This is a genomic window from Collinsella sp. CLA-ER-H9 (genome assembly GCF_040092295.1).
Classification (GTDB): domain Bacteria; phylum Actinomycetota; class Coriobacteriia; order Coriobacteriales; family Coriobacteriaceae; genus Collinsella.
The window spans coordinates 44,096-56,226 of record NZ_JBBNLV010000001.1 but is presented as its reverse complement, the minus strand read 5'-3'; the positions used below and the strand labels follow the sequence as shown (position 1 = coordinate 56,226).

The 12,131-nt window shown below is 61.9% G+C and carries 10 protein-coding genes and 1 tRNA gene; 10 read left to right on the top strand and 1 reads right to left on the bottom strand.

Annotated features, from left to right (window positions below; all coding sequences use genetic code 11):
* Nucleotides 1-9: 9 nt before the first annotated feature.
* On the top strand, nt 10-1,023 hold the full coding sequence (locus tag AAAX73_RS00260; protein WP_349124696.1) for a hypothetical protein: 1,014 nt from the start codon (nt 10-12) through the stop codon (nt 1,021-1,023).
* A gap of 503 nt (nt 1,024-1,526) precedes the next feature.
* On the opposite strand, the gene AAAX73_RS00255 is transcribed toward AAAX73_RS00260, so the two are convergent.
* Nucleotides 1,527-1,601: transfer RNA gene (locus tag AAAX73_RS00255), tRNA-Val, on the bottom strand.
* 230 nt (nt 1,602-1,831) lie between these two features.
* Here AAAX73_RS00255 and AAAX73_RS00250 point away from each other — a divergent pair.
* The 9 genes from AAAX73_RS00250 (at nt 1,832) to AAAX73_RS00210 (ending at nt 12,065) form a co-directional block, all read left to right on the top strand.
* Complete coding sequence (locus AAAX73_RS00250; RefSeq protein ID WP_349124695.1) at nt 1,832-2,716, top strand: hypothetical protein; 885 nt, start codon at nt 1,832-1,834, stop codon at nt 2,714-2,716.
* Between the two features lie 11 nt (nt 2,717-2,727).
* A complete protein-coding gene (locus tag AAAX73_RS00245) occupies nt 2,728-3,564 on the top strand; it encodes a hypothetical protein (protein ID WP_349124694.1) in 837 nt (278 codons plus the stop codon).
* 13 nt (nt 3,565-3,577) lie between these two features.
* Nucleotides 3,578-4,555 (top strand): hypothetical protein, encoded by a 978-nt coding sequence (locus AAAX73_RS00240; RefSeq protein ID WP_349124693.1) that lies wholly within the window; start codon nt 3,578-3,580, stop codon nt 4,553-4,555.
* A 2-nt stretch (nt 4,556-4,557) separates the two neighbouring features.
* Nucleotides 4,558-5,361, top strand: a complete 804-nt coding sequence (locus AAAX73_RS00235; RefSeq protein WP_349124692.1) for a hypothetical protein — start codon at nt 4,558-4,560, stop codon at nt 5,359-5,361.
* A 60-nt stretch (nt 5,362-5,421) separates the two neighbouring features.
* Nucleotides 5,422-6,168 (top strand): signal peptidase I, encoded by a 747-nt coding sequence (locus AAAX73_RS00230; RefSeq protein WP_349124691.1) that lies wholly within the window; start codon nt 5,422-5,424, stop codon nt 6,166-6,168.
* Entirely contained in the window at nt 6,161-7,858 is a 1,698-nt protein-coding gene (locus AAAX73_RS00225; RefSeq protein ID WP_349124690.1) for a hypothetical protein, read from the top strand. The genes AAAX73_RS00230 and AAAX73_RS00225 overlap by 8 nt, the downstream gene beginning before the upstream one ends.
* A 99-nt stretch (nt 7,859-7,957) precedes the next feature.
* On the top strand, nt 7,958-10,213 hold the full coding sequence (locus AAAX73_RS00220; RefSeq protein WP_349124689.1) for a DUF2357 domain-containing protein: 2,256 nt from the start codon (nt 7,958-7,960) through the stop codon (nt 10,211-10,213).
* Nucleotides 10,213-10,917 (top strand): signal peptidase I, encoded by a 705-nt coding sequence (locus tag AAAX73_RS00215; RefSeq protein WP_349124688.1) that lies wholly within the window; start codon nt 10,213-10,215, stop codon nt 10,915-10,917. The genes AAAX73_RS00220 and AAAX73_RS00215 overlap by 1 nt, the downstream gene beginning before the upstream one ends.
* Nucleotides 10,918-11,042: 125 nt before the next feature.
* Complete coding sequence (locus tag AAAX73_RS00210) at nt 11,043-12,065, top strand: EamA family transporter (RefSeq protein ID WP_349124687.1); 1,023 nt, start codon at nt 11,043-11,045, stop codon at nt 12,063-12,065.
* Nucleotides 12,066-12,131: the final 66 nt, after the last annotated feature.

The window sequence follows — 12,131 nt, the reverse complement described above, 5'->3', positions numbered from 1 at the left end:
CCAGAGGTCGTGTCGATTGCGGACGCCTGCGCGCTCTGCGACCAGGAGGCGCAGGAGTTTATCGGTCGCTACGACCTGGGGATCGAAACGCTGGATTTGTTGGTGCCGTCGCGAGCCGACCGTCGGCGGAGCAAGCATGTTAAGACGCACCTGTGCACCAACGAGCTCCCGGCGGGTTCGTTTATCTCGCTGGGCCACTGGATGGGTGACCTGGATGCGTACGTGTGCTCTCCCGAGCTGGCGTTTTTGCAGGCCGCGCACGATGGCGATGCGGCGGCGGCCATCTACGCCGGCTATGCCATGACATCGGACTACCGGCTGGATAACCTTGCTCCCGGTGGGGTAACAAGCAGGGATACGGGCATGCGCGATGGCAGGCTCACGACTAAGGAGCTCATCGCGGCGTACCTTGACCGGGCATCAAAGGTGAGAGGCGCCGCTAAGGCGAAGGCGTTGCTTCCGTACGTGGAAGAGGGCTCACGGTCTCCAAGGGAGTCGGGGCTTTGCATGTTTATGTCGCTGCCTGCGCATTACGGCGGGCTTGCACTGGGCAAGGCCGAGCTGAACAAGAAGTACTTCATTCGCGACGGTTACAACGATGGGCGCAACCGCAAACTGCGCGTGTTGGAGCGCACGCCCGACATCACGCTTACGGCGAAAGCAGAGGTGGGCCTGGATAAAGTAAGGGCTGGCTTGCTGCCCGAGGTGCTTACCGCGCTGGTTGATTACGACAGCGACGCCATTCATGATGGAAGCGAGAAAATCCACAAGGATGCCGAGCGCCGCAACGAGCTGCAGATGCTCAATGGGGTCGCGTACTTTACGGTGACGACCGATCAGACAAGCGACTACGACAAACTCGTTCGCCTGTGCGAGCGCATCCGGCGCAAGCTGCATCGGAATAAGCGACCCATTTTTAACAAGCCCATGAGCGAGGAGCAGCGATATTTTGCCCTCAAGCGCGTCGAAACGAAGCGGTTTAAGCTTTGGCAAACGGTTATCGAGGCGCGTCAACATTGGTAGGGGCGGTTGCTGGCGGTGGGGCCAGGGGTCTTATTTTCAGGTCTAATACTTTTCCGCGAAGTGAACGAGTCAAAATGGACCCCCGAAGCATCGACACTTTTGGCGGCTCATTTCCTGCGGTTTTGACGTTAGAATCCTGCGGTTTTGGCTTCAAAAAGTGTGCATGCTTCGGGGGCCCAAATAAGCTCGTTCACTTCGCGGAAAAGTATTAGACCTGACTATAGGAAGGTTGTCCGGATGCGGTATCGAGGCCCATCCAAGCCCGATTGAGGCGGTCGCCAAGACTATTTGGGCGACTGTGGGCTTGGTTGGGTTTGCTGTCGGCGGCATCGAGACGGCTTTGGGCACAGTTGGGGTGTTTGCTGGCGCTGCCGAGGCGGTATCGGCCTCGGCCGGGATGGTTATTGGAGCTGTTGAGGCGGCTTTGGGCGCCGCGGCGTCCGCTTGACTTGGTGGCGTAAAACAAAACAGCTCAGAGGCGAAGCCTCTGAGCTGCGAACATTTGGTGGGCGTTAGAAGATTTGAACTTCTGACCTCTTCCGTGTCAGGGAAGCGCTCTCCCCCTGAGCTAAACGCCCGATCAAGGGTGCGCGAGTGCGCAGGGAATAATATAACGGAGCTCCCGCCCAGTGGCAAGAACTATTTTTTAAAAAGCGGCGATTTGCGACCCTATCCGCCCCGATGCAGCGCGAAGGGCACGCGAAATATTCCGTTTGTACCCTCGATGAACTGCACGTTCGCGTAAAATAACTCTATTATGGGCAAATGGTGTCCAGGCTGTTTACAACACGGCATCTGGGGGAGGGGCATGTCGGACGCGCGTTCGCTGCAAAAACAGTTCAATCGCATGCTCGCCATGTTGCTGGTAGCCCTTGCTGTTGCCGGAGCCGTAACGTATGCCTGGTACATCTACAACGCTAACCGCCATATCACCGACGTCAAGATGGCCGCGGGCACGGGCGTGACCTTCCTTATCTCCAACGAGTACGACGGCGAGTACAAGACCAACGCCGGCCTGAGCTTTGCGGGCCTGCTCGATCCCGTCTCGACCGACAACGTGCTCAACGGCTTTCAAAAGGTAACGGGCTTTACCGGCGGAACCACGCAGGACTCGCTGTTTGCCAGCATGTTTGGCACGGCCGAACATTCCGACTACTACAAGACCTCTCTGTACCTGGCCACCAACTCGGCCGCAACCGACGTGTACCTGTCGGGCATCGACTTTACCGAGCAGGATCCGGCAAACCCCATCTCCACCGCCCTGCGCGTGGGGCTGGTTACCTATGCTCCAGGGCAGGGCGACACCGTTACGGGTCAGTACGTCTTTGAGGTCTCGGGCGAGCACAACCCCCAGGCGCGCTACAACACGCTCGACGGCAAGGATGCCGGCGAGAACGAGCAGAATCACCTGGTGCTCGACAGCAGCAGCTCCGATGGCACCACGGTCCATTTTGACCAGCTGACCAGCGCAAACTTCTGCGACTACAACGAAGACACCGGCATCGTGAGTCTCAAGGAGGCCACGACCAAGATTTGCAGCCTACCCGCTGCCGCCAAGGGCGCCAGCCGCAGCACGCCCGTGCGCGTGGACGTGTACGTGTGGCTGGAGGGCTGCGACCCCGACTGTACCAACAACCTGGCCGCAACCAGCCTGCAATCGCTGGCGCTGCGCTTTGCCGGCAAACGTTCGTAGGGGGACCAGGGATGAGTGCATCGAACATCAAAGACATCCTGGGCTCGCGCCGTCGCATGGTTACCGCGGCCGCATGGATGTTGGCGCTGGTAGCCGCCCTGAGCGCCGCCACCTATGCCTGGTTTAGCAACTCGCGCTACACCAACGTGACACCTGTGGCACACGCGGTAAGCGACGAGAGCTCCGACCTGCAGATTGGCCTTTCGTCCAACGGGCCCTGGGACACAACGGCCACACTTGCCGCCGCCGACAAGACGCTCTATCCCATCTCGACGTCAGACCTTTCCCGCTTTTGGCGCGGCACGTTCCAAAACGCCGCGGGCATTACGACCGACTACGCCGACTGCACCGCGCAGCTGGATGACTACGCCCTTTCGGGCGCGCTGTACCTTAAGAGCAGCGACAGTGCGCTCAACGTGTACCTGTACCAGGGCCAGATGGGCATGACGAGCGACCCGCAGCTGCTGGCCGCGTTGCGTTTGGGTCTGGTAATCACGACCCAGTCGGGCACGCAGACGCATATCTTTACCTGTGACGACTTGGGCAACACCGCAGGCGCCACCAACAGGCGCACCACGGCGCAGGGCGGCGTGGTCGTAGCGGGCGCCGCCTCGGGCTGGAGCTACACCGCCGACCCGGCCCGCGCCATAAGCGCTTACAGCATGGATGGCACCGGCGACACGCCCACGGCGCGCGCGGGCGCCACGCCCATCTGCACGCTGGCCGCCAACGAGGTGGCAAGCGTTCGCTACGTTGTGTACATGGAAGGCTGCGACGCCAATTGCATAGACGAGGCTCAGGCCCGCGATGTGGTGCTGCAGCTTGCCTTTGCCGCGGACAAGGCATAAGGGGACGAGTGGCATGCAAGATAAGAAGCAGATGCAGCTAGACGGCAGCGAGGCAGAGACGGCGCGCGTCAACACGGCGGCAACCGCCGCCTTCGAGCCCACCGAGCCCGCAACCACCACCCGCCGCCACACCCGCCGCGCGCGTGCCTACATCGCGCTCGTCATGGTGGCGCTTGCCGCCACTTTGGGCGCCGCCACCTACGCGTGGTTCACGAGCAACATGAAGGTCAACACCAACTCGGTGAGCGTGCACAGCGACACGTCCAAGCTGGTGCTGGAGCTGGGCGACGCCGATCGCGGCAGCTGGTCGCAGCAGGGCGATGTTTCCCTGACTTCCAATACGACTGGCGCCGTGACGCTCTATCCGGTCTCGACCTTCGATCTCAACGGCTTTGCTGCCTGCGCGCAAAACAACTCCGCCGGCGATGCCACGGTGTTTGAGCAGGCAAAAGACAACGGTTCCGCGTTCTACCACGGCTGGATCAATCTGCGCCCCACCATTACCGGAACGGGCGCCAGCAAAGTAAAGGGTAAGGTCAGCTTGTATCTGGCCGAATCGCTGGTCCCGCAGGGCGCCGATGCCGAGCTGCTACGCGCAGCCCGCGTGGGCATAAAGATTTCGAGTGGCAACCAGGTGCTTGCCACTAACATCTTTGAGCTCGACAGCTCCGATAGCGGCCATCGCGACGAGCATCCCGCGACCGTGCCTGTGGGCCTGGCGGGCTACACCGAGGGCATGCTCCTGGGCTGGCAAAACGGTCAACTCACCTGCGGCGCCAACGTGACGCAGGACCCGGCCACCTTTACGCTGGACACGAGCGAGACGGCTGCGCGTCCGCAAAACACGCTTGCCACGCTGGGGCTTGACCAGACCTATCGTTTGGATATCTATTACTACATCGAGGGCACCGATCCCGATAGCGCCGACTACCTGCATCAAGACCCGGGCACCTTGCACCTGGCGCTCTTTGCGACCTTGGACGGTGAGTAGCCATGACGCGTAAGCAACCCGCCGCCAACTGCACGCCCGCCACCGGCAAGCCCGACGCCGCCGCGCCCGCCGACACCGACCTGCGCCGCAAGCTCACTACCACCGTGGTGCTGGTCCTGTTTGCCCTGGTGGCGATAGCCATGGCAACGTTCGCCTGGTTCTCCATCGCCGATAGCGCCAAGACCCGCATGCTCATGATCGACGCCAACGCCGACGGCTCGCTGCGCTTTGACCTGGACGGGCACGCCGCGTTCGACGAATACGTGCACAGCCTGGGCTTTGATCAGATCTCGGCGCGCATAGCTAGCGAAAAGGGCGTGGACATCGATGCGTCTAAGCTCAAGCCCGTCACCACGAGCGACTACCAGACCTTCACCTTCGAGGACGGCTCCACCGCCGATCCCGCCACCGGCGCCTACCTGAAGTTTACGCTGCACTTTATGAGCAGTACGGACCTGCGCGTTCGCCTGACCGGGCAGGATGGCGACGGCGGCGTGTCCGGCACGCGGTTTAGCTCCGACACGCAGGGCATGGCCAGCGCCATGCGCATGAGCTTTACCGCCGACGACCATACCTGGGTCTACAACCCCAACGGGGGCGGGGGCTCGTCCGGCGCGGCCACCGTCTTTGGGCTCGACTCGGGTGCTGCCACCGCGGCCAGCGACATGTTCGACCTGATAACAGAAACGGACAAGCCAGTAACCGTTCGCATATGGCTCGAGGGAACGGACCCAAATTGCACTAATATGCTAAAGGGAGCTAACTATTCGGTATCGATGCGCTTCGAGGGCATCGAGGAACAGTAGATATGCACGGCGGCCATCGGGCCGCGCACGGCCTAGACAGACACGGTAGTAAGGGACATCATGCAATCTGTTAAAAAAGTCGCATCCATCGCGCTGAGCGTCGTCATGTGGATCATCATCCTGGTGGCGGCCCTGTATGCGTTTACCACGCTCGCCACGCGCGAGGACGGCAGCGTTTCTGACATCGCCGGCTTCACCCCGCTCGCCGTGCAGTCCGACTCCATGGCGCCCACGTTTAACAAGGGCGACCTCATCTTCATCAAAAAGTGCGACACCTCCAAGCTCGAGGTGGGCGACATCGTGACGTTCCACACCATTATCGACAACGAGTACGCGCTCAACACGCACCGCATCGCCGCGATCGACGAGGTCAACGGCATGCGCAGCTTTACCACCAAGGGCGACAACAACGACGTGGCCGATACGCACATCATCAGTGACGGCGACATCGTGGGCAAGTACCTGTTCGCGTTGCCGCAGATGGGCAAGGTCATGGACTTCCTGTCCAGCTCCATGGGCTTCCTCATTGTGATTGTGCTGCCCATGCTGCTGTTCTTTATCTACCAGGTGTATCACCTCATCGTGGTGGGCATGAACCTCAAGCGCGCTATGGCCGAGGAGGACCGCCTTGCCGCCGCGGCTGCCATCGTGGACGCCGAGGGCAAGGGCGACACTGCCGTCACGGCCGATAACGCCGCCGAGCAGCTCGCCCAGGCCGAGGCCAAGCTCGAGGAAGCCCGTCGTCTGAAGGCCGAGGCCGAGGCGGCGATGAACGCGACCAAGCAGGAGGATACCGACGGTGAGTGAGTTTCTGGGATTTGCCTGGGAGCTGCTGGCAAAGGTCGTCTACAACGTCGTTGCCGTCGTGAGCTCCATCCTTAACCTGTTGGTGTTTGGCTGGGTTGAGTACTTCAACATCTTTATGACCTACTTCACTACGTTTGACCTGGTGGGCAAGATCGGCGCGGTCATTCTGTTTGCCATGCTCATCGCGGTCCCCGTGCTGATCGTGGCCATCCTGGTCCACCGCTACCGCATCAACCGCCGCCTGCATCGCGACGACACGTCCAACAAGGCGCTCTATCGCGAGATCGGCCGCCTGAACAAGCAGGTGCTCGACCTCATGGACGAGAAGAACAAGCTGCTGGCGCTCAAGGTCAATGCCATGGGCGGCACCAAGCAGATTCCGTACGTGGGCGCCTCGGCCCTGGCCGACGACCATCTGCCCACGGTGGGCAACGTGGTGGGCGCCGCTGCGGGCGCCGGTGCGCCTGCGGGCGAGGGCGCCACGGCCGCCGTGGTGTCGGGCAACGCGTCGCTCGCGCTCGATGGCGATGGCGTCAAGGATGCCGCGGCCGCCATGGCCAAGGCCACCGTCGAGGCCAAGACCCTTGCCGAGGAAAAGGAAATCGCCCAGGCCAACCGCTTCCCCAAGCTGTCCCTTGTGGACCTTAAGTACCGCGACTGGGAATCGCCGGCCTACGACGATGCCATCTCGCTGGAGGACTTTGTCGACAGCTTCCGCGCGTTCGCCTGCAGCCAGATGAAGCTCTACTACACGCCCGAGGTCATCCGCCGCTTTGTGGCCGGCATGGCCGCCTCCAAGCTGCTGATTCTGGAGGGCATTTCGGGTACCGGTAAGACGTCGCTGCCCTACAGCTTTAGCCGCTATCTGGACAACCCCGCAACCATCGTGTCGGTGCAGCCGAGTTTTCGCGATCGTACCGAGGTGCTGGGCTACTTCAACGAGTTTTCCAAGCGCTTTAACGAGACTGAGTTTCTCCGCGCCGTGTACGAGGCCGGCCTTCGCCAGGACCCGTCCATGATCGTGCTCGACGAGATGAACCTCGCCCGCGTGGAGTACTACTTTGCCGAGATCCTGTCGGTGCTCGAGATGCCCAGCCACGACGAATGGGTGCTCGATCTGGTCCCCACCCAGTGGGCGGCCGACCCCAAGGGTCTGCACGACGGCAAGCTCACCATTCCCGACAGCCTGTGGTTTATCGGCACGGCCAACAACGACGACTCCACCTTTACCATCACGGACAAGGTGTACGACCGCGCGATTCCCATCGAGCTCAACGAGCGCGCCGACGCGTTTGAGTGCGAGCCGCACGAGCGCGTGCATGTGACGGCCGACCACCTGCAGTATCTGTTCCAGAAGGCCAAGGTCGAGTACGTGATCGATGACGAGCTGCTCCAGAAGATGCACAAGCTGGACCAGTACCTGCAGACCCGCTTTAAGCTGGCCTTTGGTAACCGTATCATCAAGCAGATGTACGACTTTATTCCCGTGTACGTGGCGTGCGGCGGCACCGAGCTGGGCGGCATGGACTACATCATCGCCCGCAAGGTGCTCAAGAAGTTTGAGTCCATGAACGTGAGCTTTGTGCGCGACGAGATGAAGGGCCTGATCGAGTACATCGAGAAGACCTTTGGCGAGGGCGGCCTGCCCGATTCCGTCATGTACCTGCAGCGGATCCAGAACTTCTACTAATGCCGTAAGCGCGGGGCGTGGGACAAGACAATCAGTAGCGTTTGCCCAGTGTGGTGTCGTCACGCCCCTTACCGATCGATCCAACCTATGGAGTAACCCATGTCCGAGACCATTCAGGACCTCTATACCAGCTTCTCCGAGCAGATGGAGCCCATCCAGGAGGGCAGCCGCTACTTCCGCTATCTGTTTGAGATGGCGCAGGCCTCGGGCACCACGATCGAACAGCAGCGCGAGGAGCTCGTCAAGGTGGTGGACGAGGAGTGGATCAGCATGATCGAGGACTCGCTCGACGCCATCAACACCATCATCGAAAATCCGCGCCGCTTTATCACCACCGAGGAAGAGGTGGTGCCGGTCTCGCTCGCCAAAAAGATCAGCGCCGATAGCGTTCGCCATCTGAGCCAGAACACGCAGTTCCTGGCGCCGAGCGACGATGGTGACGTCCACCCCACGCGCATCCTCAACGTCAGTACCGTCGAGACGTACGACCTGTACGAGAACCGCTTTATCTACCACCTGATTCAGCGCCTGCTGACGTTTGTGGACAAGCGTACCGACGTGATCTTTTGGTCGACGGGCAACGAGATTCGCAACCGCTTTAAGATGCACAGCAAGATCGACGACGCGTACGAAGAGATCGAGTACAACGTCGAGATGACGGTCAAGAACCGCCAGAGCTTTGCCGAGAACGACGCCGACAACATGGACGTCTTTATGCGCATCGACCGCGTGCGCCGTCTGGTCATGGCGCTGCGCGGTGCGTCGTTCTGTCAGATTATGAACGGCTGCAGCGCGGTCCGCAGCCCCATCCAGCGCACCAACCTCATCATGAAGGACCCCAACTACCGCAAGTGCTACCAGCTGTGGCAGTTTATGGAGCGCTACGACAAGGTGGGCTACAACATCGACGTGCAGCAGCAGGCGCTGGCGTTCGATGACGAGTACATGGTGCAGATGTACACCAACCTCATCAACAACTACACCGTCTTTAAGAGCCTGACCGACGACGAGCGCAATCTGCAGGAGCTCGAGAGCGTGCATCCCGAGCTGGTGGCGCCCAAGTTTATTAAGGAGATTAAGGAGGTGCAGGTCGATAGCCCCGACCTGCCCGACGTTGAGGTCCGTCGCGTGTTTGTGGAGGAGGTCACTCAGGCCCAGCTCGACGCCGAGCAGGCGCTGGCCGAGGCTCGCGAGCAGATTGAGGAGCTGCAGGGGCAGGTCAAGTCTTGGAAGGTTCAGGCCCATGCACTGACCGACGAGCGTGACGACCTGGCCGACGAGCTGGACGAGGCTAAGACGCGTGAGCTGGCATTGACGCAGCGCGCGCAGATTGCCGAGGCCGATGTAGAGGAGCTGCGCGCCTCGCTGGAGGATGTCGAGGCCGGCAAGAAGGCTGCCGAGGATGCTGCGGCAGAGGCACGCTCGACCGCGGCGGCGCAGCTTAAGCAGATGCGTGCCGAGGCCGATGCCGAGGTCGCGGCCGCTCACGCCGATGCCGATGCCAAGATCGCAGCTGCCGAGCAGACGGCCGCCGAGCAGGTTGCGCAGGTCAAGAGCGACGCTACTGCGGCCCTGGCTGCCAAGACGGAAGCCGATGCCGCCGAGCTGCAGGCCGCCAAGGACGCCGCCGCAGCTGAGCTCGCCGAGGTGCGCGAGGCGTCTGCCAAGGAGCTCGCCGAGCTGCATGCCAAGCTGGACGCCGCCCAGCTGCAGATTGAGGAAGTGCAGCTGACGGCCGAGCGCGATGCCCGTGCCGCGGCCGAGGCGGCCGACGCCGCCGCTGCTGTGGCGGAGCAGAAGCTCGCCGACACCGTTGCCGCGGCCGAGGAAAAGGTTTCCGCTGCTCAGCAGGCAGCCGATGCCGCGATCGATGCCGCCCGTGCGGCCGCCGATTCTGCTGTGGAGCAGGCTGCGGTGGACGCCAGCGAGAGGGTCGCCGCTGCCGCTGCCGAGCGCGATGCCGCCGCGCGTGCCGCCGAGGAGGCTCGTGCCGACGCCGACGCGCGCATCGCTGCAGCCGAGCTCGAGGCGAGGGAGCGTATTGAGCAGGAACTCGCCGACGCCAAGGCCGCGCACGAGCGTGAGCTCGAGGCCGCCCGCGCGGAGATGCAGCAGCGTCTGGATGCACTGGCGCAAGAACTGGAGCAGGCCGAGCGCGATCGCGCCCGCGCCGAGCGCCGTGCCGAGGGCAACAGCCTGTCGCGCTATCTGCTGGCCCGCTTGCGCGGCGAGGCTGGCGAGCCGGCTGCGGGTGCCGAGACGGCCGCGGGCGCCGAGGGCGACGCTACGGCTTCTGCAGAGGACGCCGCCGAGGCCGCTGACGCTGCACTTTCCGCAAAGGACGACGACAAGTGATGAAGCACGTGCTCCGCGTGATCAACGTGCTGGCGACCGTGGTAATCCTGGTCGCCTTTGTGGTGTTGCTGCGCACGGTGTTCACGCCCGCCGGCGAGATTCCCACCATCATGGGCTACGGCTTTATGCGCACGCTGACCGGCTCGATGGAGCCGGCGATTTCCGTGCATTCGTTTATCGTCGTCGATACCGACAACAGCCAGGTCTACCAGATCGGCGACATCATCACCTTCCATTCGTCCGATGACGCGCTGGAGGGTTCGCTCAACACGCATCGCATCGTTGCCGTGGAGGATGCGGCCGACGGCACGCCGGTCTACCGCACCAAGGGCGATGCCAATCCGGTCGAGGATGCTGCGCCCGTGCCTGCCTCCGACGTGGTGGGCCGCGTGGTCTTTGTCTCGGCAGGCCTGGGCGTGGTGGTGTCGCTGCTCACCAATCCGCTGCTGTTCTTTCCGCTGATCGTGGTGCCGTTGATTGCGCTGCTGGTGCTCGAGATTCGCCATATGGTCAAGACCACGCAAGAGGTGGCGCGCGCCGAGGACGAGGCCGCCCTGCGCGCAGCCGTGGAGCAGATTCGCGAAAAACGTCGCCGCGAGCAGGAAGGCCAGGACAACGCCAAGGAGCAGAACGACGGTGGCCATACCGATGAAAGTGCGGAAGCCGACCCCGGCGCCCTAGACGATTCCAACCACTCGGCATAGCGCGTCTGCGCCTTTCGTCCCTGCAATTTGGATGCTCGTAGATGTTCCGAATCGTCTGCTTTTTCATGCCGATATTCGTGCTACAGTTTGAGCGCTTTGTTGCCAATTGATTTCGGGGGAGTGGAATGGAGCAGGAGCGCGCAGCGCAGCGTGCACGCAAAAAGACTTCGGTACCGATGACGGCGGCGTCCGATTTTGTCGTGCCCGAGGGAACTGACGAGTTCAGCCGCAACACCCGTCGCGCCTGGCGCGACCGCCTCAACGATGCCCAGACGCGCAAGATGATCACGGGTGTTTTAGCCACGCTGGTGGGCGGTTCGTTTTGGGGTTTCTCGGGTACCAGCGCGAGTTTTTTGTTCGATACCTACCATGTCGATACGCTGTGGCTTATGAGCATACGGCAGATTCTCGCCGGCCTGCTCTTTATGGCTGTGGTTGTCACGCACGACCGCGCACGCCTGGTCAAGCTTTGGACGACGCCCGCCGACCGTAGGCAACTGCTGCTTTTTACCGCTTTTGGCCTGCTGTTCAACCAGTTCTGCTATCTTTCGGCCGTGCGTCTGACCAATGCCGGAACCGCGACGGTGCTCCAGTGCCTGCAGCTGGTCATCATCATGGGTTACGCCTGCGTGGTCGATCGCCGCATGCCGCGCGCTCGCGAGACGATCGGCATTGGTCTGGCCCTCGGTGGCACCTTTTTAATCGCTACCGGCGGCGACCCGACCAGTTTGAGCATATCGCCGCTTGGTCTGGTCGCAGGCCTTATGTGTGCGGTTAGCGCAGCCTGTATGGCGGTGATTCCCGCCAAGATTCTGCCCGAATACGGCAGCCCCATCGTTACAGGCTCTGCCATGCTCGCAGCGGGCGTGGTCTCGTGCGTCTTCGTGCAGCCGTGGGCTCATATGCCGGTGCTCGATGCTGCCGGTATCGAGGCGCTCGCGGTGTTTGTGGTCATTGGCTCGTTTTTTGCCTACATGCTGTATATGCAGGGCGTTAAGGACATCGGCTCGGTGCGTGCGAGCCTCATCGGAACCGTGGAGCCGGTCTCGGCGACCATCACCAGCGCCGTTATGCTGGGCACGGTATTTTTGCCGACCGACTTGATTGGCTTTGTCATGATCATCGTGATGATGTTTCTGACGGTATAGCTCACGCCGCTGCCCAGACGGACACGGTGTTGCACCACAATTTCGTGAATTGGTGCCTGCATCTGG

Coding starts and splice junctions, on each gene's coding strand:
- AAAX73_RS00210 (WP_349124687.1), top strand. CDS start 11,043: ATGGAGCAGGAGCGCGCAGCGCAGCGTGCACGCAAAAAGACTTCGGTA.
- AAAX73_RS00230 (WP_349124691.1), top strand. CDS start 5,422: ATGCAATCTGTTAAAAAAGTCGCATCCATCGCGCTGAGCGTCGTCATG.
- AAAX73_RS00245 (WP_349124694.1), top strand. CDS start 2,728: ATGAGTGCATCGAACATCAAAGACATCCTGGGCTCGCGCCGTCGCATG.
- AAAX73_RS00215 (WP_349124688.1), top strand. CDS start 10,213: ATGAAGCACGTGCTCCGCGTGATCAACGTGCTGGCGACCGTGGTAATC.
- AAAX73_RS00250 (WP_349124695.1), top strand. CDS start 1,832: ATGTCGGACGCGCGTTCGCTGCAAAAACAGTTCAATCGCATGCTCGCC.
- AAAX73_RS00220 (WP_349124689.1), top strand. CDS start 7,958: ATGTCCGAGACCATTCAGGACCTCTATACCAGCTTCTCCGAGCAGATG.
- AAAX73_RS00240 (WP_349124693.1), top strand. CDS start 3,578: ATGCAAGATAAGAAGCAGATGCAGCTAGACGGCAGCGAGGCAGAGACG.
- AAAX73_RS00235 (WP_349124692.1), top strand. CDS start 4,558: ATGACGCGTAAGCAACCCGCCGCCAACTGCACGCCCGCCACCGGCAAG.